Source organism: Kitasatospora sp. NPDC030952 (genome assembly GCF_055571335.1).
Genome location: NZ_JBVIFM010000016.1, coordinates 175360 through 198822, shown reverse-complemented (window position 1 = coordinate 198822; position 23463 = coordinate 175360). Strand labels below are relative to the sequence as shown.

Annotated in this window: 15 protein-coding genes and 1 pseudogene; 10 read left to right on the top strand and 6 right to left on the bottom strand. The window is 75.1% G+C overall.

Annotation, left to right across the window (positions count from 1 at the left end):
• Positions 1-127 precede the first annotated feature (127 nt).
• Both ACZ47G_RS26370 and ACZ47G_RS26365 read left to right on the top strand, forming a co-directional pair.
• Positions 128-442, top strand: a complete 315-nt coding sequence (locus tag ACZ47G_RS26370) for a metalloregulator ArsR/SmtB family transcription factor (RefSeq protein WP_380462274.1) — start codon at positions 128-130, stop codon at positions 440-442.
• The gene (locus tag ACZ47G_RS26365) at positions 439-843 is read left to right on the top strand and encodes an SRPBCC family protein (protein ID WP_465746638.1); all 405 of its coding nucleotides are present in this window, start codon (positions 439-441) and stop codon (positions 841-843) included. Before ACZ47G_RS26370 ends, ACZ47G_RS26365 begins: the two co-directional genes overlap by 4 nt.
• 70 nt (positions 844-913) lie before the next feature.
• Here ACZ47G_RS26365 and ACZ47G_RS26360 read toward each other — a convergent pair whose 3' ends face one another.
• From ACZ47G_RS26360 to ACZ47G_RS26350, 3 genes are all read right to left on the bottom strand, one after another.
• Positions 914-1315, bottom strand: a complete 402-nt coding sequence (locus ACZ47G_RS26360) for a pyridoxamine 5'-phosphate oxidase family protein (protein WP_465746636.1) — start codon at positions 1313-1315, stop codon at positions 914-916.
• A 123-nt stretch (positions 1316-1438) separates the two neighbouring features.
• Positions 1439-2068, bottom strand: coding sequence for an MBL fold metallo-hydrolase (locus ACZ47G_RS26355; RefSeq protein WP_465746634.1), 630 nt, complete (start codon positions 2066-2068; stop codon positions 1439-1441).
• Positions 2065-3150 (bottom strand): S-(hydroxymethyl)mycothiol dehydrogenase, encoded by a 1086-nt coding sequence (locus tag ACZ47G_RS26350; protein WP_465746632.1) that lies wholly within the window; start codon positions 3148-3150, stop codon positions 2065-2067. The genes ACZ47G_RS26355 and ACZ47G_RS26350 overlap by 4 nt, the downstream gene beginning before the upstream one ends.
• 717 nt (positions 3151-3867) lie before the next feature.
• Between ACZ47G_RS26350 and ACZ47G_RS26345 the strand changes: the two genes are divergently transcribed.
• The 3 genes and pseudogenes from ACZ47G_RS26345 to ACZ47G_RS26335 all read left to right on the top strand — a co-directional run.
• On the top strand, positions 3868-5088 hold the full coding sequence (locus ACZ47G_RS26345) for a cytochrome P450 (protein WP_465746630.1): 1221 nt from the start codon (positions 3868-3870) through the stop codon (positions 5086-5088).
• Positions 5085-5375: a ferredoxin gene (locus ACZ47G_RS26340; RefSeq protein ID WP_465746628.1), complete on the top strand. Its 291-nt coding sequence runs from the start codon at positions 5085-5087 to the stop codon at positions 5373-5375. Before ACZ47G_RS26345 ends, ACZ47G_RS26340 begins: the two co-directional genes overlap by 4 nt.
• A 158-nt stretch (positions 5376-5533) precedes the next feature.
• Positions 5534-6475: pseudogene (locus tag ACZ47G_RS26335) on the top strand (MFS transporter); the annotation flags it as partial.
• 306 nt (positions 6476-6781) lie between these two features.
• Here ACZ47G_RS26335 and ACZ47G_RS26330 read toward each other — a convergent pair.
• Positions 6782-7696: a LysR family transcriptional regulator gene (locus tag ACZ47G_RS26330; protein ID WP_465746626.1), complete on the bottom strand. Its 915-nt coding sequence runs from the start codon at positions 7694-7696 to the stop codon at positions 6782-6784.
• A 49-nt stretch (positions 7697-7745) separates the two neighbouring features.
• Positions 7746-9017 carry a phosphotransferase family protein gene (locus tag ACZ47G_RS26325; RefSeq protein ID WP_465746625.1) on the bottom strand — a complete coding sequence of 424 codons (1272 nt, stop codon included), beginning with the start codon at positions 9015-9017 and terminating at the stop codon, positions 7746-7748.
• 96 nt (positions 9018-9113) lie between these two features.
• Between ACZ47G_RS26325 and ACZ47G_RS26320 the strand changes: the two genes are divergently transcribed.
• Positions 9114-9512 carry an MBL fold metallo-hydrolase gene (locus ACZ47G_RS26320; protein ID WP_465746623.1) on the top strand — a complete coding sequence of 133 codons (399 nt, stop codon included), beginning with the start codon at positions 9114-9116 and terminating at the stop codon, positions 9510-9512.
• Positions 9513-9811: 299 nt separating this feature from the next.
• Here ACZ47G_RS26320 and ACZ47G_RS26315 read toward each other — a convergent pair whose 3' ends face one another.
• Complete coding sequence (locus ACZ47G_RS26315) at positions 9812-10798, bottom strand: helix-turn-helix transcriptional regulator (RefSeq protein WP_465746621.1); 987 nt, start codon at positions 10796-10798, stop codon at positions 9812-9814.
• Positions 10799-11191: 393 nt separating this feature from the next.
• Between ACZ47G_RS26315 and ACZ47G_RS26310 the strand changes: the two genes are divergently transcribed.
• The 4 genes from ACZ47G_RS26310 to ACZ47G_RS26295 all read left to right on the top strand — a co-directional run bounded on the left by ACZ47G_RS26310 (position 11192) and on the right by ACZ47G_RS26295 (position 23392).
• A complete protein-coding gene (locus tag ACZ47G_RS26310) occupies positions 11192-12541 on the top strand; it encodes an IS256 family transposase (RefSeq protein ID WP_465746670.1) in 1350 nt (449 codons plus the stop codon).
• 402 nt (positions 12542-12943) lie between these two features.
• Positions 12944-13102, top strand: a complete 159-nt coding sequence (locus ACZ47G_RS26305) for a hypothetical protein (RefSeq protein WP_465746619.1) — start codon at positions 12944-12946, stop codon at positions 13100-13102.
• Positions 13103-13209: 107 nt separating this feature from the next.
• Complete coding sequence (locus tag ACZ47G_RS26300; RefSeq protein ID WP_465746617.1) at positions 13210-13422, top strand: MbtH family protein; 213 nt, start codon at positions 13210-13212, stop codon at positions 13420-13422.
• A gap of 169 nt (positions 13423-13591) precedes the next feature.
• Complete coding sequence (locus tag ACZ47G_RS26295; RefSeq protein ID WP_465746615.1) at positions 13592-23392, top strand: amino acid adenylation domain-containing protein; 9801 nt, start codon at positions 13592-13594, stop codon at positions 23390-23392.
• The last annotated feature ends 71 nt before the right edge of the window (positions 23393-23463 follow it).

Sequence of the window (23463 nt, the reverse complement as noted above, 5' to 3'; positions counted from 1 at the left end):
CGCCTGGGTGCCGACGGTGCGGGACGCCGACGCGCTGCTGGTGTGGGGCGGCACCCTGCACAGCGGGAGCACAGCCACGCGTCGGGAAAAGTTGACATGTCGGGAGTCTCCGACGGATGGTGGAGGCATGGCGGATGTCGATGTGTTCAGCGCGCTGGCCAACCCCGTGCGGCGGAGGCTGCTGGAGAGCCTGCGGGAGGGGCCGCGGGCGGCCGGGGAGCTGGCGGGGGAGTTCGAGCTGAGCCGGCCGGCCGTGTCCGAGCACCTGGCGGTGCTGCGGAACGCCCGGCTGGTGCGCGAGGAGCCGAGGGGGCGGCACCGCTACTACCACCTGGAAGCCGCGCCGCTGGCCGAGGTCGGGCAGTGGCTGCACCCCTTCGAGCACTACTGGCGGGCGCGGATGCGTTCGCTGCGCGAGCTCCTGGACGAGGAGAGTTCATGACCGAGATGGCCGCGATCCACTGCGACGAGTTCCTGCCGCACCCGCCGGCGCGGGTGTGGGAGGCCCTGACCGATCCGGAGCTGCACGCGCGGTGGTGGGCCGCCGGGGACGTGAAGGCGGTGGTGGGGCACCGGTTCACCCTGGACATGGGGCAGTGGGGGCAACAGCCGTGCGAGGTGGTCGCGGTGGAGGTGGAGCGGCTGCTGCGGTACTCGTTCGGCGCGGGGTCACTGGACACCACCGTGACCTGGCGGCTGGTGCCCGAGGGGCACGGGACCCGACTGCTGCTGGAGCACGCCGGGTTCGACCTGAACACCCCGATGGGCCGGCAGGCTCACCAGGGCATGGGGCGCGGGTGGCCGGCGGTGCTGCGCCGGATCGCCCCCGCGTTGTCCGAGTGACGTCGGCCGGGTGAGGCCGGCGGATGACGTCGGCCGGGTGACGTCGGCGGCGTGAGCGGGCCGGTGGTGCTCAGGCGCGGCCGAGGACGCGTTCGACGGTGATCTCGATGACCACCCGGGCCGGGTTCTCCCGGGGCGGGCGGTAGCGCTCGGCGTAGCGCCGCTCGGCGTCGGCGACCTGCTCGGGCTCGTCCCGTACCACCGCGACGCCCTCCAGGGTGGACCAGCGGGCCCGGTCGACCTGGCAGACCGCGACCCGCAGGCCGGCCGGCCCGGCCTCCGCGACGTTGCGGGCCTTGCGGCTGGTGCGGCTGGTGATCACCCGGGCGAGGCCCGTCGCCGGGTCGAAGGTCACACCGACCGGCACCACGTGCGGGGTGCCGTCGGGGCGGGTGGTGGTCAGGGTGGAGATGTGCCGCTCGCGCCAGAAGGCGAGGAAGGCGTCGTCGAGGTCGCGCGGGTCATGGGCCATGATCGCGATCGTACGGCCCCCGGGGAGTGATCGACTCCCTGGGGGCCGTACCGCTGCGCCAGCGTGAACCGCAGGGGCCGCGCAGACCGCTCAGACCGCTGCTTCGCTACAGCCGCTACGGGCTCAGTGGCCGCGGGCGATCCACTCCGGCAGGGCCGGGGCCTCGGCGCCGATGGTGGTCGGGTCGCCGTGGCCGGTGCGCACCACGGTGTCGGCCGGGAGGGACAGCAGTCGCTCGCGGATCGACTCGATGATGGTCGGGAAGTGCGAGAAGGAGCGTCCGGTCGCGCCCGGGCCACCGTGGAACAGGGTGTCGCCGGTGAAGACGGTGCCGAGTTCGGGCGCGTACAGGCAGACCGCGCCGGGCGCGTGGCCCGGGGTGTGCAGCACCGTCAGTTCGGTGCCGGCCACCGCGATCCGCTGCCCGTCGGCGAGTTCGCCGTCCGGGAGCCGATCGGGGTGGGTGAGCTTCCACAGCGGGAGGTCGTCCGGGTGCAGCAGGATCGGCGCGCCGGTGCGCCCGGCCAGGGCCGGGGCGGCGTCGATGTGGTCGTTGTGCGCGTGGGTGGAGACGATCGCCAGCAGCCGGCGCCCGCCGAGCGCGGCCTCGATGGCCTCGGCGTCGTGCGCGGCGTCGATCACCACCGCCTCCTCGTCGTCGCCGACGATCCAGACGTTGTTCTCCACCTCCCAGCTGCCGCCGTCGAGTTCGAACGTCCCGGCGGTGACCAGACGGTCCACTCGGAGGGTCACAGGACCACCACCGAGCGGAGCACGTCGCCGTGGTGCATGCGCTCGAAGGCCTGCTCGACGGCGTCGAGTCCGGTCGTCTCGGTGACGAAGGCGCGCAGGTCCAGGCGGCCCTGGAGGTAGAGGTCGATCAGCATCGGGAAGTCCCGGGAGGGCAGGCAGTCGCCGTACCAGGAGGACTTCAGCGCGCCGCCGCGGCCGAAGACGTCCAGCAGCGGCAGTTCCAGGGTCATCTCCGGGGTCGGCACGCCGACCAGGACGACGGTGCCCGCGAGGTCCCGGGCGTAGAAGGCCTGCCGGTACGTCTCGGGGCGGCCGACGGCCTCCACCACGACGTCCGCGCCGTTGCCGCCGGTCAGCTCCCGGATGGCCTCGACCGGGTCGGTGGTGCGGGAGTTGACGGTGTGGGTGGCGCCGAGGGTGCGGGCCGTCTCCAGCTTGCGGTCGTCGATGTCCACCGCGATGATCCTCGACGCGCCCGCCAGCCGGGAGCCCATCACGGCCGCCCCGCCGACGCCGCCGCAGCCGATCACGGCGACGGTGTCGCCGCGGCCGACGTTGCCGGTGTTGATCGCCGCGCCGAGGCCCGCCATCACGCCGCAGCCCAGCAGGCCGGCGACGGCCGGGTCGGCGGCCGGGTCGACCTTGGTGCACTGGCCGGCCGCGACCAGGGTCTTCTCGGCGAAGGCGCCGATGCCCAGGGCCGGGGACAGCTCGGTGCCGTCCAGCAGCGTCATCTTCTGCTTGGCGTTGTGGGTGTTGAAGCAGTACTGCGCGCGCCCGCGCTTGCAGGCGCGGCACTGGCCGCACACCGCACGCCAGTTGAGGACGACGAAGTCGCCCGGCTCCACCTCGGTGACGCCCTCGCCGACCGACTCCACGATGCCCGCGGCCTCGTGGCCGAGCAGGAACGGGAACTCGTCGTTGATGCCGCCCTCGCGGTAGTGGAGGTCGGTGTGGCAGACGCCGCACGCCTGGATCCGGACCACCGCCTCGCCCGGCCCCGGGTCCGGCACCACGATCGTGGTCACCTCCACGGGCGCGCCCTTGGCACGCGCGATGACTGCCTTGACCTGCTGGGCCATCCGATTCCACCTCCGTCGGCCGGTGCGGCTCTGCCCCGGCGTGACCTGCGACAAACGACTGCGGCAGAACTCTAGGGCCTGCCTTCGAAGCACTGCCGAAGGAGTGCGTACGAAGGGTAGCGCCCGCCCGGTCGGCCACCGGCGCAGGGGCGGCGGAACGGGTCGGTGGCGGTCCGGCGTCGGGGGCGGGCCCGGCGCGGTCCGGGCGCGGTCCGGTACGGGGGGCGCGCGGGTGGTGTTGAGCGCCCGTCAGCGCGCAACGAACTGCCCGGAAAGCGCCGCCGTTGGCTGGAAGTGCCGCAGACGGGCACCCCGCCGTCCACGTACGGTCGTAGCAGAGACGGTCCACGCGACCACGCTCAGCACACCCGCCCCACCTGACGGCAAGCCACCGCGCGCCGCCCGTGCCGGGCGCGTACCGACCGTGCGCTCCCGCACGTTTCGCGCCATCCCGCGCACGGGCCCGCGCCCCGCGCGGGCGACGTCCCCGGCCCGCCCGCACCGCCGGCACCGCCCGCATGCCCGGAACCGCCTGCACACCCCGAACCGCCTGCACACCCTGAACCACCCGGCACCCCCGGCGCCACCCGGCACCGCCCGCACCGCCGGCCCGGAGTCGAGCCGCCCCGGCCGAACCGCCCGTCCCCGCAACGAACCCCGGATCCACCCCCCGTCGGGCCGCACCGTGCGGTCCCTGCCCTGGAGTCTGGAGTACGGATGTCCACCGAGAACAGTGCGACCGGTGCCGGCACCGGCACCGCCCCGCTCCCCCCGATGCACTGCCTGCGCCACCTCGAACCCGGTCCGCCGCGACTGGCCGCGCTGCCCACCGGCACCCCGGTGTGGCTGGTCAGCCGGCACGCCGACGTCCGGCAGGTGCTGACCGACCCCCGGCTGGGCCGCGCCCCGCTCTACGCGCCGGACGCGCCGCCGCTGATGGTCACGCCGAACATCCTGGACGACCCGCAGAGCATGCTGAACATCGACGGCACCGAGCACCAGCGGCTGCGCCGCACCGTGCAGCGGGCGTTCACCCCGCGCGCGATCGCCCGCTGGAAGCCCTGGGTGGCCTCGGTGGTCGAGTCGCTGATCGACGAGGTGATCGACCGGGCCTCCCCGGTCGACATCGTCGCCGCCTACACCCGGCCGCTGCCGGTCGCGGTGATCAGCCGGCTGATGGGCCTGGACAACCTGGACGGCAAGCGGCTCGCCCACTGGAGCGACCACGCACTCTCCACCACCGCCTACAGCGCCGAGGCGATCGGCACCGCGATGACCGAGTTCGCCGCCTTCGGCGCCGAGGTGATCGCCGAGCGCCGCGCCGAGCCGGGCGACGACCTGGTCAGCAGCCTGCTCACGGCCGCCGCCGAGGACGGCTCGATCACCGAGGGGCAGCTGATCGCCCTGGTCATCGGCCTGGTGGTGGCCGGTCACGAGACCACCATGACCAGCCTCGGCAACGCCCTGGTCTACCTGCTGCAGGACGGCCGGGACGCCTGGCAGCGGCTCGCCTCGGACGAGGCCAGCGCCGCCGCCGCGACCGAGCAGATCCTGCGCGCGGTGCCGCTCGGCGACGCCGCCGAGCACATGCCCGGACTGCTGCGCCGCACCGTGGAGGAGGTGGAGATCGGCGGGGTGGTCATCCCGGCCGGCAGCGTCGTCGCCGCCGACACCGGCTCCGCCAACCAGGACCCGGAGGTCTTCACCGGGGACCTGCGCACCGAGCTGTTCTCCCCGCTGGCCGCGCCGATGCTCACCTTCGGCGCCGGACCCCACCACTGCCTGGGCGCCTGGCTGGCCCGGATGGAGCTGGAACTCGCCCTGCACCGGCTGGCCCGGCGGCTGCCCTCGCTGCGGATGGCCGAGCCGGTCGAGACCATCGACTGGCGGCGCGGGCTGCTCACCCGCAGCCCCAACACCCTGCGGGTCAGCTGGTGACGGGCTCCTCGGGGTCCGCCGACACCACCGGGGCGGGGACCGGTGCCGCCGAGGCGGTGGTGGTCCGGGTCGACCGGGACCGCTGCATCGGCTCCGGGATGTGCGCCCTCAGCGCCCCCGACTCCCTGGCCCTGGGCACCGACGGGCTGGCCCGGCCGGTGGCCGGGTACGCGGACGGCGGCGCGGAGTTGACGGACGGGCTGGCCGAGGCGGTGGAGTTCTGCCCGGTCGAGGCGCTGGCCCTGCACTCGGCCCGCGGCGGGTACCGGATCGCACCGGCGGAGTGACGGGACCGCTCCGGTGTCGGCCCTCGCCGCGGTCACGGCGGCGGAGGACGACACCGGGGCGGCCCGACCTGACCCCGCATCGATCGATGAGCCGGGCTCATCAGTCGATGAGCCATTCGATCTTGTTGCGCCCTCCCCCCGGCTGGTGAGCTGGCCGCATGACGAACGCGGAAGCCCTCGCACCTCCGACGCCCGCCCCGCCCGGGGCCCACCGCTGGGCCCCGGTGCTCGCCGTCGCCCTGGCCACCTTCACCGTGGTGTCCGCCGAGATGATGCCGGTCGGCCTGCTCACCCCGATGTCCCACAGCCTCGGCGTCTCCGACGGCACCACCGGCCTCTCCCTCACCATCACCGGCCTGATCGCCGCCGCCCTCGCCCCCGTCACCCCCGTGCTCGTCGGGCGCCGCGACCGCAAGGCCGTCCTGATCACCTTCATGCTGCTGCTCGGCCTCGCCAACGCGATCAGCGCCCTCGCACCGGACTTCCTCGTGCTGGCCCTCGGCCGGATCCTGCTCGGCGCCGCCATGGGCATCGTCTGGGGCCTCGCCGGGAGCCTCGGACCGCGCCTCGCCGACGGACCGCGGATCGCGCTCGCCATGACGCTGATCTTCTCCGGCGTCTCGATCGCCTCGGTGCTCGGCGTCCCGCTCGGCACCTACCTCGCCGCGCTGCTCGACTGGCGCGCCGCGTTCTGGGCGCTCGCCCTGCTCGGCGCCCTCTCCGCCGCCGTGCTCGCCGTCACCCTGCCCGCGCTGCCGGCCACCGAGCGCGGCCGGCTGGGCGGCCTCACCGAGGCCCTGCGCAACCGGGGCGTCGCCGCCGGCACCGCCGTCACCGCGTTCGTCGTGCTCGGCCACTTCGCCGGCTACACCTACGTCCGCCCGGTCCTGGAGACCGACGCGAGCCTGAGCAGCGGCGCCATCGCGACCTGCCTGCTGGTGTACGGACTGGCCGGCGTCGCCGGGAACTTCACCCTCGGCCCGCTGTCCGGCCGCCGCCCCAAGGCCGCCGTCACCCTCGCCCTCGCCGGCGTCACCCTGGCCGCTGCCCTGCTGCCGTCCGCCACCGGCGGCATCGGCACCGTCCTGCTCGCCCTGCTCGTCTGGGGCGCCGCGTACGGCGGGGTGTCGGTCTCCACCCAGACCTGGATCCGCGCCGCCGACCCGGGCCGGCTCGAGGCCTCGGCGGCCCTCTGGGCGGGCGTGTTCAACGCGAGCATCGCGCTCGGCTCGCTGGCCGGCGGGGTGGTGGTCGACCGGGCCGGGAACCACGCGGTGCTGTACACCGCGGCCGGACTGACCGCCGCCGGACTGCTGACCGCCGCCCTCACCCGCCCGCGCGGCGGCAGCGGCAGCGGCAGCGGCAGCGGCAGCACCGTCAGCTGGCCTCGGCCGGCACCGGCACCGTCAGCTGACCTCGGCCAGCAGCGACTCCACCAGCCGACCGGCCAGCGGGTGCGGCCGCCGCCCGTGCTGCACCACCTGCAGCGCGCTCGGCGCCAGCTCAGGCACCGGCAGGTAGCGGATGTCCGGCCGCGGGACGTAGCGGGTGCTGGCCTCGCACAACAGCAGCCCCCGGCGGGTGCTGGCCACCATCGAGAGCCCCTCCTGCACGGTGGCGGCGCCCGCCGGGTAGGCCAGCTCCCGCCCGCTCGGCGTCCGGCGCGGGGCATTGGCCAGCCGCCAGTACTCGGGCGCCGGGCCGCGCGGCTCGATCAGCGGCAGCCCGGCCAGCTCCTCCGCCGAGACGACGTCCGCACCGGCCGGCCGCCGCCCGGCGGCCACCGCCACGAACACCGGCTGCCGGGAGAACTCCAGCAGCACCTCCAACTCCGGCTCCCGGCACGGCGCCAGCACGATCCCCAGGTCCACCCCGCCCCCGTTGAGCTGCGAGAACGGATCCCCCCAGGGCAACTCCACCAGCTGCGCGGCGCCCTCCGGCAGCCGCGCGATCGCCCGCGCCACCGGCTCGTACACCGCGCACTGGAAGCCGAGCCGCAGCGGCCGGTCGGCGGCCGCGGCCCGCGCCCGGGCGTCCCCGTACCCCTCCCGCAGCCACGCGAAGGCGGGCACCACCTGTTCGGCCAGGGTGCGGCCCAGCTCGGTCAACTCCACCCGCCGGCTGGTCCGTTCGAACACCGGCGCACCGATCCGGCCCTCCAGCCGCTTGATCAGCTGCGACACCCGCCCCTGGGAGACGCCGAGCAGCTCCGCCGTCCGCCCGAAGTGCAGCTGGTGCACCAGGACGGAGAAGCACTCCAGCTCCTGCAACGGAAGCTCGGGAAGCATCGGGGGCGCCGGGTTCGGGGGCGTACGTTCCACCCGGGCAGTGTAGGTGCGGGGCAGGGCCGGGCAGCTGGGCGGCCGGGGATCAGCGTGCGTCGCGCCCTCCCGCCGGCCGGTGAGCCGGCCGCCAGCAGGCCAGGGCGGCGCGCAGTTGGGCGGCCGGGTCGCCCTCGTGGTACGGGCGTTCGCTGGGCTCGATGTGGTCCAGGAACTCCTGGTAGCGCAGCGCGTGGAACAGGTGGTGGAGCGGTTCGGCGAGTTCGAGGGCGCGCTGCGGGTCCGAGCCGGGGGCGTGCCGGCGCCAGGCCGCCGTCCAGACCTCGGCGTAGTGCCGCCAGGCCTCCGGGGTGAGGTAGGCGCGGGGGCGCAGGCCGTCCTCGGCCGGGTGGCCGAGGCAGGCGTCGGCGTAGTCGACGACGACCGGGCTGCCGTTCCCGGTGCGCCAGTTGCCCGGGTGGAAGTCGCCGTGCAGCAGGGTCGCGGGCAGCCCGCAGGCGGCCAGGTCCCGCAGCAGCGCGGGCAGGCCGGCGGCGAACCGCCGTAGCCGGTCGCGTTCCTCCGCCGTCAGGTCGGTCTCGGCGGGGAGCCGGTCCAGCAGGGCCAGCAGCTGGGTGTGCAGGGCGGCGGGCGTGCGGTCGCGCAGGCCGGCGAGGGCGGCGGGGTGTTCGGCGAGGGCGGCCTGGGCGGCGACGAAGCGCGGGACGACGTCCGCGACGGTGGCCTCGCTCGGGGTCCAGCAGTCCTCGCCGGGGATGTGGTCGAGCAGCAGCCGCCCGGCGGCCGGGTCGGCGGCGAGGACGGTCGGTACCAGCGCGGGGTCGACGCCGCCGAGCAGCGCGATGACCTCGCCCTCGGGGGCGTTGAAGCGCGGGCTGGTGGTCTTCAGCCAGGCGTCGGGGCCGGTGGCGGTGGGTATGCGGAAGAGGCCGGACAGGTTCCAGGTACGGATCTGCCGGGCGGCGCCGGCGGCGGGGCGGCCGAGGGCGGCGAGCTGCTCCTCGGCCCAGGTCAGCGCCGCCCGTAGGCCCTCGGGGGTGGCCCAGGCGGCGCGCCGGGTGTCGCCGGGGCCCAGCCGGGCGGCCGTCCCGCCGTCCAGGGGGCGGGGTCGGAGGGCGCTCGGCCGGCGCAGTGCCTCGGCGTGGTAGCGGACCCGGCCGCCGTGCCCGAGGTCCTCGCTGTGGCCGTCGACCAGCCTGGTCACCAGCACCGGCACGCCGGCCAGTTCGGTCGCCCGGTCGACGACGCCGTCCATCGAGGACCACCACCCGACGGCGGCCTCGAAGGGGCCCAACTGCCCGAAGTACTCGTCCCCGTGGGTGAGGTCGACCGTCACGGTCCGGCTGCTCGCTCGCTGCATCCGGGCAGCTTCGCCGACGAACCCCCGGGAGCGCGACCGGATTTCGGCGGGAGCGGCCCGGGCATGGGAGCGGCCCCGGCGTGGGAGCATCGCGCGGTGCGAGCACTGACGGGCCCCTGCGGACGTGGCGGGGCCTGGCCGGAGGCCGGGCGGGCGGCGAGCGGGTTCCTGCTGGAGTACGACGGGTTCCGGCTGGCGCTGGACCTCGGTCACGGGACGCTGCCCCGGCTGCTGGAGCACTGCGGCGCCGGGGAGTTGGACGCCGTGGTGATCACCCACGAGCACCCCGACCACTGCGCCGACCTCAGCGCGCTGTGCCGGGCCCGCTCCTTCGCCGAGCGGCGGGGTGCCCGGCTGCCGCTGTACTGCACCCCCGGGGTGGTCGAGCGGGTGCAGGCGATGGAGCCGACCGAGAGCCTGGCCGAGGTCTTCGAGGTGCACCGGATCCCGGCGGGCGGCCACCTGGTCGGGCCCCTCCGGCTGGACAGGACCTAGCAGCGGACGCGGACCTGTTCGTCGCCGGGGCCACCCTGCGCGGCCCCGACCGCGACCCGCACCTGCTGAGTGCGGCCGAGGCCGGGGCCTGGGCGGCCCGTGCCCGCCGGCTGCTCCTCACCCACTTCTGGCCCGGCGCCGACCGGGGCGGGTCGGTGGCCGAGGCCGCGAGCGGGTTCCCGGGTGGCGAGGTGATCGCGGCGGAGGAGGGCCTGGTGCTCCCCTGCTGACGGCCTCGGCGCCCGCGGTGAGGCCGCGCTGCCCGAAGCGTCGTACCGGGAAGAGGGGCGGCGGGACCGTCAGAGGTCGTCGAGCGGCTCGGCCAGCACGCCCTCTCGGGCGATGATGTAGCCGAGGTGGCCGCGACTGCGGCTGCCGAGGAGTTCGCTGGCCTTCTGGATGTGGCTGGAGACGGTGCGGGTGCTCATGCCGAGGCGGGAGGCGATGGCCTCGTCGGTGAAGCCGTTGACCATCAGCCGCAGGACGTTCTGCCGGGTGCGGTCGGTGAGCAGCTGGGGCCGGTGGTGGCCCTCCAGGTAGGTGACGGGCTCGGCGCGTTCCCACATCAGTTCGTAGATCTTGAGCAGGTACTCGACCAGCGGCGGGAACTGGATGAGCATCGCGGCGGCCTCACGGTCGGCGCCGGCCGGGACGAAGGCGGTGGAGCGGTCACAGATGATGACCCGGTCGAAGACCTCGTTGAGGGTGCGCACCTGGGCGCCCCGGGCGCTGACCTGCTCGATGTAGGCGAGCGTCGGGCCGTGCGAGCGCACGGTGTGCTGGTAGAGGGTGCGTTGGCGGACGCCGCGTTCGGCGAGGGCGAGGTCGCGCGGGAGGGCGTCGGCGAGCTGGTCGGCGCCGCGGCCGCCGCCGGGCTGGGCGGTGCGCAGCTCCTCGGTGCAGGCGGCTACGGCCTTCTCCAGGGCGGGGTTGATCTCCTCGCCGGCCAGCAGGCGGATCGGGAGCTGGGCCTGTCTCATCACGTCCTGGTAGGCGTGTTCGGCGGCGGTGAAGGCGGTGCGCAGCTCGGCGAGCTGCTCCTGGTGGGCCAGGACGGCGAGTTCGAGCGGCCTGGTCAGGCCGGTGACCGCGAGGTCGGGCGGGACGGGCGCCAAGCGCTGCCCTGCGCCGGGCAGGGCGCGCAGCAGGCCCATGCTGAGCAGGCACTCGGGGGCCTGTCCGGCGGTGGCGCCGCCCTCGGCGAGGGCGGCGCGGTAGAACTCGACACCGCGGTCACAGAGTTGGGGTGTCCCCTTTTCCGTGGTGGTGTCCTGGGATACGCACATCTGGGCATCCTTCCGGCTTCGGCATTGCGCTTTCACGAATGCCCGCACCGGCAACAGCCAGGCGTCCGAAAGGGCAGGATGGAACTCGCCTGCCGTTCGAACGCATCCCCCCCGGGCCACGACAGCCGCGAGTGTACGCCCTAAAGGCGCGGAAATCAGCGGTTCACGGTGAAACCGGGCATGCCCGACAACGGCGTCCGGCGGGCGGTGGCGGTGGCGGTGGACGCGCCGGTGACGGCGAGGACGACCGTACCCGGCCGTGGTAACGGGCGGATGGCCGCCGCATTGCACGTGTCGCCGCGCCCGGGCGGCCGGAGCGAACGGCCGGCGAACGGGCCGGCCGACGGACGGAGGGCACCCTTGTTGCGAGCTGATCCCGATCCGCCCCCTCCCGTGGACCCGGCCGCGCTGGTGGACCAGCGGCTGGTGCGGCAGCTCGCGGAGGCCGCGGCCGCCCAGGTCGGCTCCGGGGCCGTGCAGTTGCTCGGTGACGGCGGGCTGCTCCAGGCGCTGGCCAAGCAGCTGATCGAGCGTGCCCTGGAGATCGAGCTCCAGGAGCACCTGCGCGGCGGCGGGCCCGGTGGCGGCACTCCGGCGCGCGGAAATACGGCGGGCGGCACTCCGGCGGTCGGCGGTACGGCGGTCGGCGGTACGGCGGTCGGCGGTACGGCGGTCGGCAACAACCCGGCCGGCGCCGGCGGTCGCGGCGGCGCCCTCGGCCCGGCCGCCGCAAATCCCAACGGCCCCAACGGCGCCCGGGCCAGACGGCTGCTCACCGAGATCGGGCCGGTCGAGGTGCGGGTGCCGCGCGACCGGGACGGCAGCTTCGCCCCCCGTACGGTCCGCCCCCGGGCGCGCCGGCTGCCCGGCCTCGACCGGCTGGTGGTCTCGCTGACCGCGCGCGGCCTCAGTTCGGGTGAGCTGGTGGCGCACCTGTCGGAGGTGTACGGGGTGGAACTCAGCCGGGAGACCGTCTCGGTGATCACCGATCAGGTGCTGGACGAGCTCGCCGACCGGCGCGGGCGCCCGCTGGACCCGGTCTACCCGGTGGTGTTCCTCGACTCGGTGCGCAGCGGCCGCTCGGGCGGTCCGCTGGTGCACCTGGCGCTGGGGGTGTCCACCGACGGGCTGCGCGAGGTGCTGGGCCTGTGGCCGGCCACGGACGGCGAGCACTGGCCGCGGGTGCTGGCCGGACTCGCCGAGCGCGGGGTGCGCGAGGTCTGGGTGCTGGTCGGCGACGCGGGCGCGGGCCTGGCCGAGGCGGCGTCCGCGCGCTGGCCGCGCACCGTGGTGCACACCTCGGTGGCCCATCTGCTGCACGCGGCGCTGCGGCACGCGCCGGGCGAGGACTGGGGCGCGCTGGCCCGGACCCTGCACGAGATCTGTACGGCCCCCACCGAGTCCGCCGCGCTGGAGCGGCTGGGCCGGGCCGAGCGGGAGTGGGGGCCGAGCCACCGCGAGGTGTTCCGGGTGTGGCGGGCGGCCTGGCCGCTGCTGGCGCCCGGCTTCCGGTTCGGTCCGGAGGCGCGGCGGCTGCTCGCGGGCGGCGGCGCGCTGGAGCGGTTGCACGCGCGGCTGCGCCGGATCGAGCAGGCCGCGGGGCGGGTGCGGGACGAGCGGGCCGCGCTCAAGCGCGTCTACCTGGCGACCCTGGCCCTGGAGTCACCGGCCGGGGCCCGGCGGCCGTGGACCGGGGACTGGCCGGCCGTCCGCGAGGAGCTGCGCCGGGGCTCCCGGCACTGAGGCGGGCGTCCAACCCGCCGAGGCCGGCGTCCAACCCGCCGAGGCCGGCATCGAATCCGCCGAGACCGCCGTAGAACATCAAGTTCCGTTACTGGTCAGGGAGTTGTCCTGCCGACCCGCAGGGCCCGTCCGGCCGTCGAGTCGGGGGTTTCCGGCCACCGGGGTGCGGATCCAGCCATCGGGCGGGGCCTTCGCGGGCCCGTCCTCCCACCACTGATCTGACAGAACCAGGTGCTCATTGCATCAGTTCTGCCCGTTTTTGACACAGTCTGTTCACGCTTCCGGTTCCCGCATTGCGTGATCCCGATAACGGCCAGAGCTTCCACGCCAGTTTGAGCCTCGGCAGGATGCATTCACAGCGAGGAGCGCACACACCGCCCGCCTCAGGAAGAGGAATTCGCCATGACGAATCTTGCCGCTCGCATTCACAAGATGCTGGGGATTCTCACCGTTCTGCTGGTCGCCGTCATCGGCCTCCAGACCCACGCCGCACCCTACCCGTCCACCGCCGTCGCCGGGCCCTCCACCGTCCACGGCGACGACTCCGGCTGGGGTCCGTGACCGTACTGCGACGAAGTCGCTGAACCGTACGTCGACGTAATCCGTTCACCGCGCGACAACGAAATTCCCCCCTCTTCGTAATTCTCCCAACAGAGAGGAAACCGACGATGGCGAACCCGTTCGAGGACCCCGAGGCCGACTACCTCGTCCTGGTCAACGACGAGGGCCAGCACTCGCTGTGGCCGGTCTTCAGCCCGGTGCCCGACGGCTGGCAGCAGGTCTTCGGCGCGGCCGGACGCCAGGACTGCGTGGACTACGTCGAGCAGCACTGGCAGGACCTGCGGCCGAAGAGCCTGGTCACCCACCTGGCCGGCCGCTGACCGCTCCGCCGGGCTCGGCCGCTCCACACCGCACGACACCGCACGACACCGCGCCACTGCTCCGCACCGCGCCATCGCTCCGCACCTGCTCAGCACCGCACCACCGCTCCGCAGCACACCGCACCACCGCACGCTCCACCGGTCACGCAGCAACGAGGGAGACAGTCACATGTCCGGGGACCAGCAGACACACAGAACCGAGCCGCGGCCGGGACCGGCCGAGGTGCTGCTGTGTCGACTGTTCGCGGAGGTGCTCGGCCGGGAGTCCGTCGATCCCGCGGCGGGCTTCTTCGACCTCGGCGGTGACCGGCCCGCCGCCGTCCGGCTGCTGGCCCGGGTGCGCGCCGAACTCGGCTTCCGGGTGCCGCTGCCACTGCTGCTGGACGCCCCCACCCCGGCCGGCCTGGCCACCCGGCTCGTCGCCCCCACCACCCTCGTCACCCCCGTCACCGCCGACCCGCGCCCCACCCTCAGCGCGCTGGTCGACGCCCAGGTGGCCCGCACCCCGCAGGCCCCCGCGCTGTACGCCGAGGACGTCACCCTCAGCTACGCCGAACTGGACGCCCGCGCCAACCGGCTGGCCCGGGTGCTCGCCGCCCGCGGCCTGGGCACCGAGGACGTCGTCGCGCTCGCCCTGCCGAAGTCCCCCGAGGCGATCGCCGCGATCCTCGCCGTGGCCAAGACCGGCGCGGCCTGGCTGCCCGCCGACCCGGCCTACCCGGCCGAGCGGCTGCGCCACATGCTCACCGACTCCCGCGCCGCCCTGGTGCTCAGCACCGCCGGCACCGCCGAGCGGCTGCCCGACACCGGCGCCCCCCGGCTGCTGCTCGACTCCCCCGAGCACCTGGCCGACCTCGCCGGGCGGCCCGGCACCCCGTTCACCGCCGACGAGCGGGTGCGGCCGCTGAGCGCCGACCACACCGCGTACGTCATCTACACCTCCGGCTCCACCGGCGTGCCCAAGGGCGTGGCCGTCACCCACGCCGGACTGCCCAGCATGGTCGGCACCCAGGTCGCCGCCACCGGGGTCGGCCCCGGCAGCCGGGTGCTCCAGGCCGCCTCGCTCAGCTTCGACGTCTCGGTCTCCGACCTGGCCGTGGCGCTCACCACCGGCGCCGCGCTCGTCCTCCCCCGCGAGCAGAGCGAGCTGGTCGGCGAGGCGCTGGCCGCGCTGATCGACCGGCACGGCGTCACCCACGCCGACGTCGCCACCGCGATGGCCGCCACCCTGCCGGACGTCCCGCTGCCGACCCTGCGCACCCTGATCGGCGGCGGTGAGGCCATCCCGCGCGAACTGGCCGCCCGGCTCGGCCGGGACCGGCTGATGCTCAACAGCTACGGGCCGACCGAGACCACCGTCATCGTCACCATGAGCGAGCCGCTCACCGGCACCGAACAGCCCCCGATCGGCCACCCCTGCCAGGACGTGCGGATCCACCTGCTGGACGAGCGGCTGCGCCCGGTGGAGCCCGGCACCGTCGGCGAGCTGTACGTCTCCGGCCCGCACCTGGCCCGCGGCTACCTGGGCCGCCCCGGCCTGACCGCCGACCGGTTCGTCGCCTGCCCCTTCGGCGAGCCCGGCGAGCGGATGTACCGCACCGGCGACCTCGGCAGCCACCGCCCGGACGGCCAGCTGGACTTCCTCGGCCGGGCCGACGACCAGGTGAAGATCCGCGGCTTCCGGGTGGAGCTCGGCGAGATCGAGCAGACCCTCTCCGCCCACCCCGGGGTCCGCCAGGCCGTGGTGCTGGTCCGCGAGGACCGCCCGGGCGAGCGCCGGCTGGTCGGCTACACCGTCGGCACCGCCGACCCGGACGAGCTGCGCGCCCACTGCGCCGAGCTGCTGCCCGACCACATGGTGCCCACCGTCGTCGTCCTGGACCGGCTGCCGCTCACGCCCAACGGCAAGGTGGACAAGCGCGCCCTGCCCGCGCCGGTCCTCGGCGCCGCCGAGGAGGGCGGCCGGGCCCCGGCCGGGGAGCTGGAGCACACCCTGGCCCGGCTGTTCGCCGAGGTGCTCGGACTGCCGAGGGTCGGGGTCACCGAGTCCTTCTTCGAGCTCGGCGGGGACTCCATCGTGGCCATCCAGCTGGTCTCCCGGGCCCGGCACGCCGGGCTGCAGCTCACCCCCCGCGCGGTCTTCGAGGCCCCCAGCGTCGAGGCGCTGGCCCTGGTCGCCCGCCCGCTGGAGGGGCCGGTCGCCGTCGAGCCGCCCGGGGCCGGCCTCGGCGAGGTGCCGCCGACGCCGATCGTGCACTGGCTGTCCGAGCAGCGCGGCGCCGTCGGGAGCTTCTACCAGTCCACCCTGCTCACCCTCCCGGCCGGCACCGGCCACCGGCACCTGACCACCGCCCTGCAGGTCCTGCTGGACCACCACGACGTGCTGCGCGCCCGCACCTCCCCGCTCGCCCGGCGCCCCTGGACCCTGCACGTCCCCGCGCCCGGCGCCGTCCCCGCCGCCGAGCTGCTGCGCAGCGTCCCCGGCCCCGCCACCACGGACACCCTGCGCGCCGCCACCGAGGCCGCCCGCGACCGGCTCGCGCCCGAGGACGGCCGGATGCTCCAGGCCGTCCGCTTCGACGCCGGCCCGGACCAGCCCGCCCAGCTGCTGCTGGTGATCCACCACCTGGTGGTGGACGGCGTCACCTGGCGCATCGTCGAGGAGGACCTGCTCGCCGCGCTCGCCGCCGCCCGCGAGGGCCGCGCACCGCAGCTGCCGCCGGTGCCCACCTCCTTCCGCCGCTGGGCCCAGCGGCTCACCGCGGAGGCCCGCACCGACCGCCGGGCCGCCGAACTCCCGCTCTGGCAGGCCGCCCTGGCCACCCCCGACCCGCTGCTCGGCGCCCGGGCCCTGGATCCGGCCGAGGACACCTACGCCACCGGCGCCACCCTGCGGCTGGTGCTGCCCGCCGAGACCACCCGGGCGCTGCTGACCGGCGTCACCGCCGCGTACCACGCCCAGGTCAACGACGTGCTGCTGACCGCGCTGGCCCTGGCCCTCGCCCACTGGCGCGGCGACCACCCGGCCGCGCCCGATGGCGCCGTGCTGCTGAACGTCGAGGGCCACGGCCGGGAGGAGGTCGTCGAGGGCGTCGACCTGCACCGCACCGCCGGCTGGTTCACCTCCGTCTACCCCGTACGGCTCGCCCCCGGAGCGCTGTCCTGGGCCGAGGTCACCGCGGCCGGCCCCGAACTCGGCCGGGCCCTCGGCCGGGTGAAGGAACAGCTGCGCGCCGTCCCGGACAACGGCATCGGCTACGGCCTGCTGCGCCACCTCAACCCGGCCACCGCCGAGGTGCTGGCCGGGTACGCCGAGCCGCAGGTCGAGTTCAACTACCTGGGCCGCTTCCAGCCCGAGGGCGTCACCGCCGAGTCCGTACGGGCCGGCGCCGAGGCGATGACCGAGGGCGCCGCGCCGGACCTCGCGCTCGGCCGGGTGCTGGGCCTGGACGCCACCACCGTCGACACCCCACAGGGCCCGCTGCTGGTCGCCCAGTGGTCCTGGGCCGCCGAACTGCTCGGCGAGGAGCGGGTCCGGGCGCTCGCCGAGGCCTGGTTCACCGCACTGGGCGCGCTCGCCGAGCACGCCCGGCGGCCGGACGCCGGCGGACACACCCCCTCCGACTTCCCGCTCGTCGCCCTCGGCCAGGACGAGGTCGACCGGCTCGCCGGACTCCACGCCCCCGCCGCCCTGGTGGACGTCTGGCCCACCTCCCCGCTCCAGCAGGGCATGGCCTTCCACGCCGAGTACGACACCGACGGCGCCGACGTCTACACCTCCGTCTGCACCTTCGACCTCACCGGCCCGGTCGACGCCGACCGGCTGCGCGCCGCCGCCGAGGCCCTGCTGCTGCGCCAGCCCAACCTCAGGGCCGGCTTCCACCAGCGCCCCGACGGCCCGCCCGTCCAGGCCGTGCCGGACCACGTCGAACTGCCCTTCACCGTCCTCGACCTGACCGCGCACCCCGACCCGGAGGCCGAGGCCGAGCGGATCGCCGCCGCCGAGTACGGCCGCCGCTTCGACCTGGCCAGGCCCCCGCTGCTGCGCTACACCCTGCTCACCCTCGCCCCCGGCCGACACCGGCTGATCGCCGCCGCCCATCACATCCTGCTGGACGGCTGGTCCACCCCGCTGTTCGCCGAGGAGCTGTGGGCCCTGTACTTCCGCCGGCCGCTGCCCCCGGCCGCGCCCTACCGCGAGTACCTGCGCTGGATCACCCGGCGCGACGGCGCCGCCGCCCGCGCCGCCTGGGCCGGCGCCCTCGCCGGCGCCGACGAGCCCACCCTGCTCGCCCCCGCCCGCAGCACCGCCACCCCGCAGCTGCCGCTGCGCCTGCACACCGCCCTCACCCCGGCCGCCACCGAGGCGCTGGGCCGCACCGCCCGCCGCTACGGCGTCACGCTCAACACCCTCGTCCAGGCCGCCTGGGGCGTGCTGCTGGCCCGGCTCACCGGGCGGGACGACGTGCTGTTCGGCACCACCGTGTCCGGCCGGCCGCACGACCTGCCGGGCGTGGAGCGGATGATGGGCCTGCTCATCAACACCGTGCCGGTGCGGGTCACCCTGGACCCTGCCGAGTCCTGGGGGCAGCTGCTGCTGCGACTGCAGCACGAGCAGTCCGCGCTGCTGGACCACCAGCACCTCAGCCTCACCGAGATCCAGCAACTCATCGGACTGGGCAGCCTGTTCGACACCGTCACGGTGTACGGCAACTACCCGGACCCGACCGCCCTGGACGACGCCGACCCGAGCGGCGCCACCCGCGTCACCCTGGTGGAGGACGTCGACAGCGCCCACTACCCGCTGCTGCTCGCCCTCACCCCGGGCGACGGCCTGCAACTGCGCCTGGACCACCAGCCGGACGCCTTCACCGCCGCCGAGGCACGCACCGTCCTGGACCGCTTCCTCGCCCTGCTGGACCGGATCGTCGCCGACCCGGCCGAACTCATCGGCACCGTCGACGTGTTGACCGAGCAGGAGCGGTCACAGCTGCTCTTCGACCGGCACGGCCCGGTCACCGCGCTGCCGGCCGGCGCGGTCCCCGAGCTGTTCGAGGCCCGGGCGGCGGCCACGCCGGAGGCGGTCGCGCTGGTGGCGGGCTCGGAGACGCTGACCTACGGCGAACTCAACGCCCGCGCCAGCGGGTTGGCACGGCGGCTGGTCGCGGCCGGGGTCGGCACGGAGACACCGGTGGCGGTACTGCTGGAGCGCACACCCGCCCTGGTGATCGCGCTGCTCGCGGTACTGAAGGCCGGTGGCAGCTATGTGCCGCTGGACGACGCCCAGCCGCAGGAGCGGCTGCTCGCCGTCCTCGCCGACGCGGGCGCCACCCTGGCCGTCACCGACCGCGAGCACCCGGCGCTGGCCGGACTGACCACCCTCGCGGTCGGCACGGAGACCGCCGACAACCTCGAACTCGCACTCAGTGAGCACCAGTTGGCCTATGTGATGCACACCTCCGGCTCCACCGGCAGGCCCAAGGGCATCGGCATCACCCACCGTTCCATCGTCGACCTCGCCCTCGGCGGCACCTTCTCGGGCGGCGGCCACGAACGCGTGCTGGTCCACTCGCCCACCGCCTTCGACGCCTCCACCTACGAACTCTGGGCCCCGCTGCTCTCCGGCGCCACCCTGGTCATCGCCCCGCCCGGCCGCCTCGGCGTCACCGAACTCGCCGACACGATCCACCAGGGCGGCGTCACCGCCGCCTGGATGACGGTCGGACTCTTCAACGTGCTCGCCGCCGAAGCCCCGCAGACCTTCGCCGCCCTGCAGGAGGTCTGGACCGGCGGGGACATCGTCTCGCCCACCGCCATGCGACGCGTCATGGAAACCTGCCCCGGCCTGCGGGTGGTGAACGGCTACGGCCCCACCGAGACCACCACCTTCGCCACCCACCACCCCATGAGCACCCCCGCCGAGGTGCCGGACACCGTCCCGATCGGGCGGCCGCTGCCCAACACCCGGGCGTACGTGCTGGACGCCGCCCTCCGGCCCGTCCCCGTGGGCGTGCCCGGCGAGCTGTACCTCGGGGGCCACGGCCTCGCCCGGGGCTACGTCGGCCGCCCGGCGCTGACCGCCGAACGCTTCGTCGCCTGCCCGTACGGCGAGCCCGGCGGCCGGATGTATCGCACCGGCGACCTCGCCCGCTGGACCACCACAGGCGAACTGGAGTTTGTCGGTCGAGCGGACGACCAGGTGAAGCTGCGTGGCTTCCGGATCGAACTCGGCGAGGTGGAGAGCGCGTTCGCCGCCCACCCGGCCGTCCGCCAGGTCGTCGCCCTGGTCCGCCAGGACCAACCCGGTGACAAGCGCCTGGTCGCCTACGTCACCGGTGACACCACCCCGGCGGAGCTGCGCGCCTTCGCCGCCGACCGCCTGCCCGGCTACATGGTCCCGGCCGCGGTCGTCGTCCTGGACGCCCTGCCCGTCACGCCCAACGGCAAGGTCGACCGACGCGCCCTGCCCGCCCCCGACTTCAGCGGCACCGAGGGCCGGGCCCCGCGCACCGGCACCGAGCGCGCGCTGTGCGAACTCTTCGCCGAAGTCCTCCAGGTGGCCGAACCCGGCATCGACGACAGCTTCTTCGACCTCGGCGGACACTCGCTGCTCGCCACCAAGCTGGTCAGCCGGATCCGCACCGCGCTCGGCGCCGAGCTGCCGATCCGCGCCCTCTTCGACCACCCGACCGTCGCCGCGCTGGCCGCCGCCCTGCCCGCCTCCCGCGCGGCCCGCCCGGCCCTGCGGCCGGCCGACCGGCCCGCCCTCGTCCCGCTCTCCCCCGCCCAGCAACGCCTGTGGTTCATCGAGCAGTTCGAGGGCCCGAGCGCGCTCTACAACACGCCCGTCGCGGTCCGGCTGACCGGCGCGGTCGACCAATCCGCCCTGGAGCGGGCACTGCGAGACGTGGTGACCCGGCACGAGGCGCTGCGCACCCTCGTCCCGACCACCGACGGCCAGCCCCACCAGCTGGTCACCGACGCCCCCGAACTCCCGCTGCACACCGTGCCGGTGGCCACCGAGACGGAACTGCGGACCGCGCTGGCCGAGGCCGGCGGCCGGGTCTTCGACCTCGCCACCGAACTCCCCGTCCGGGCCACCCTGTTCTCGCTGCCGCACGACGAGCACGTGCTGCTGGTGCTGCTGCACCACATCGCCGGCGACGGCTGGTCCGTCGCCCCGCTCTTCCGCGACCTGGGCGAGGCCTACCGGGCCCGCACCACCGGCGGCACCCCCGACTGGCCACCGCTGCCGGTGCAGTACGCCGACTACGCCCTCTGGCAGCGCGAGTTGCTCGGCGACCAGGAGCGGCCCACCGCTCTGCTGACCGAGCAACTCGCCCACTGGCAGCGGGCGCTGGCCGACGCCCCGGAGGAGCTGGCGCTGCCCTACGACCGCCCTCGCCCGGCCGTCCCCAGCCACCGGGGCGGCCTGACGGAGGCCGTCGTCGACGCCGAACTCCACGCGGCACTCGGCAAGTTGGCCACCGCGAGCCGCGCCAGCCTGTTCATGGTGCTGCAGGCCGCCATCGCCACCCTCTACACCCGCCTCGGCGCCGGCACCGACCTCCCGCTCGGCACCCCCGTCGCCGGGCGCACCGACGAAGCCCTGGACGACCTGGTCGGCTTCTTCGTCAACACCCTGCTGCTGCGCACCGACACCAGCGGCAACCCCAGCTTCCGCGAACTCCTCGACCGCGTCCGCCGCACCGACCTGGACGCCTTCGACCACCAGGACATCCCGTTCGAGCGCCTGGTCGAACAGCTCAACCCCGCCCGCGTCCCGGCCCGGCACCCGCTGTTCCAGACCCTCGTCGCCCTGGAGAGCCGCGCGGCGGTGCCCGCCGCCTTCGGCGACCTGGCCTGCGCCGAGCACCCCTTCCAGCTGGACGTGGCCAAGTTCGACCTGTCCTTCCGCTTCACCGAGTTCACCGAGTCCACCGAGCAGGGCGCCCGGGCCGGCCTGACGGTGACACTGGAGTACGCGACCGACCTCTTCGACCACACCACCGCCGCCACCCTGGCCGAGCGGCTGCTGCGAGTGCTGAGCGCCGTCGCGGCCGACCCGGACGCCCCGATCGGCGGCATCGACCTGCTCGCCCCGGCCGAGCGCGAGCAGCTGCTCACCGGCTGGAACGGCCCCGCCGTGCCCGTCCCGGACGCCACCCTGCCCGAGCTGTTCGAGGCCCGGGCCGCCGCCACCCCCGACGCGCCCGCCGTGGTCGCCGACACCGGGACGCTGAGCTACGCCGAACTGGACTCCCGGGCCGAGCACCTGGCCGCCCACCTCGCCGAGGCCGGCGTCGGCGCCGACACCCCGGTGGTCCTGCTGATGGACCGTTCCGCCGAGCTGGTGGTCGCCCTGCTGGCCGTGCTCAAGGCCGGCGGCAGCTACGTCCCGCTGGACGACCGGCACCCGGCCGAGCGGCTGCGGCAGATCACCGCCGAGACCGGGGCGGCGCTCGTCCTGGTCGACCAGGCCCACCGGGACCACCCGCTGGCCGCCGACGCCCCCTGCCCTGTGCTGCCGCTCGCCCCGGACTCCTTCGGCTTCGACGGCCCGCGCAGGCAGCGCGCCCAGCGCCCGCCGCTGCACCCGGAACAGCTCGCCTACGTGATGTTCACCTCCGGCTCCACCGGCCTGCCCAAGGGCATCGCCATCACCCACCGGGACGTCGTCCAGCTCGCCTCGGACCCGTGCTGGCGGCACCCCGACGGTCTGCGGGTGCTGTTCCACGCCCCGCACGCCTTCGACGCCTCCACCTACGAACTCTGGGCGCCGCTGCTCTCCGGCGGGCAGGTGGTCGTCGCCCCCAAGGGCGACCTGGACGCCGCCGCGATCGGCGCCCTGGTCCGGGCCCACCGGCTCACCCACGTCCACGTCACCGCTGGACTGTTCCGCGTCATCGCGGAGGAGGAGCCCGGTGTCTTCGCCGGGGTGCGCGAGGTGCTGACCGGCGGGGACGTGGTCTCGGCACCCGCCGTCCGCAAGGTGCTGGCGGCCGTCCCGGGCATCGGGGTCCGGGTGCTCTACGGCCCGACCGAGATCACCCTCTGCGCGACCCAACTCGCCCTGCCCACAGTGGAGTCCGTACCGGACGTGGTGCCGATCGGGCACCCGATGGCCAACACCCGGGCGTACCTGCTGGACGGCGGGTTGCAGCCCGTCCCGGTGGGCGTCCCGGGTGAGCTGTACATCGCCGGTGCGGGTCTGGCCCGGGGCTACGCCGGCCGCCCGGCCCTCACCGCCGAGCGCTTCGTCGCCTGCCCCTACGGCGAGCCCGGCGGCCGGATGTACCGCACCGGCGACATCGTCCGCTGGACCACCGACGGCCTCCTGGAGTTCCTCGGCCGCGCCGACGACCAGGTCAAGATCCGCGGCTTCCGCATCGAACTCGGCGAAGTCGAAGCCGCCCTCACCACCCACGAAGGCGTCGGCCAGACCCTCGCCCTGGTCCGCGAGGACCAACCCGGCGACAAACGCCTCGTCGCCTACGTCACCACCACCACCGGCACCGGCACCGGCACCGCCACCCCCGGCGAACTGCGCACCCACGCCGCCGAACGCCTCCCCGCCTACATGCTCCCCGCCGCCGTCATCATCCTCGACGCCCTGCCCGTCACCCCCAACGGCAAGGTCGACCGCCGCGCCCTCCCCGCCCCCGACTACACCGGCACCCCCGAAGGACGCGCCCCCAGGACGGCCCGGGAGGAGAGCCTGTGCGAGCTGTTCGCCCAGGTGCTCGGGCTGCCCACGGTCAGCATCGACGACGGCTTCTTCGACCTCGGCGGCCACTCCCTGCTCGCCACCAAACTGGTCAGCCGGATCCGCGCCGCCCTCGGCGTCGAACTGTCGATCCGCACCCTGTTCGACCACCCCACGGTCGGCGAACTCTCCACCGCGCTGCCCGCGGCCCGCAAGGCCCGCCCCGCCCTCCGGCCGATGCGCCGGCCCGGCAGCGCCTCGTAGGTCACGCGCGCCACCGGCCGTCCCCGGTGGCCCGACCGTCACGTCCCCAACTCAGCACGTCACCCGCCGGA

What these genes read in the sequence shown, in the direction of transcription:
- ACZ47G_RS26305 (WP_465746619.1), top strand. Translation starts at nt 12,944, where the DNA reads ATGACGAATCTTGCCGCTCGCATTCACAAGATGCTGGGGATTCTCACC.
- ACZ47G_RS26315 (WP_465746621.1), bottom strand. Translation starts at nt 10,798, where the DNA reads ATGTGCGTATCCCAGGACACCACCACGGAAAAGGGGACACCCCAACTC.
- ACZ47G_RS26350 (WP_465746632.1), bottom strand. Translation starts at nt 3,150, where the DNA reads ATGGCCCAGCAGGTCAAGGCAGTCATCGCGCGTGCCAAGGGCGCGCCC.
- ACZ47G_RS26295 (WP_465746615.1), top strand. Translation starts at nt 13,592, where the DNA reads ATGTCCGGGGACCAGCAGACACACAGAACCGAGCCGCGGCCGGGACCG.
- ACZ47G_RS26325 (WP_465746625.1), bottom strand. Translation starts at nt 9,017, where the DNA reads ATGCAGCGAGCGAGCAGCCGGACCGTGACGGTCGACCTCACCCACGGG.
- ACZ47G_RS26360 (WP_465746636.1), bottom strand. Translation starts at nt 1,315, where the DNA reads ATGGCCCATGACCCGCGCGACCTCGACGACGCCTTCCTCGCCTTCTGG.
- ACZ47G_RS26370 (WP_380462274.1), top strand. Translation starts at nt 128, where the DNA reads ATGGCGGATGTCGATGTGTTCAGCGCGCTGGCCAACCCCGTGCGGCGG.
- ACZ47G_RS26300 (WP_465746617.1), top strand. Translation starts at nt 13,210, where the DNA reads ATGGCGAACCCGTTCGAGGACCCCGAGGCCGACTACCTCGTCCTGGTC.
- ACZ47G_RS26345 (WP_465746630.1), top strand. Translation starts at nt 3,868, where the DNA reads ATGTCCACCGAGAACAGTGCGACCGGTGCCGGCACCGGCACCGCCCCG.
- ACZ47G_RS26365 (WP_465746638.1), top strand. Translation starts at nt 439, where the DNA reads ATGACCGAGATGGCCGCGATCCACTGCGACGAGTTCCTGCCGCACCCG.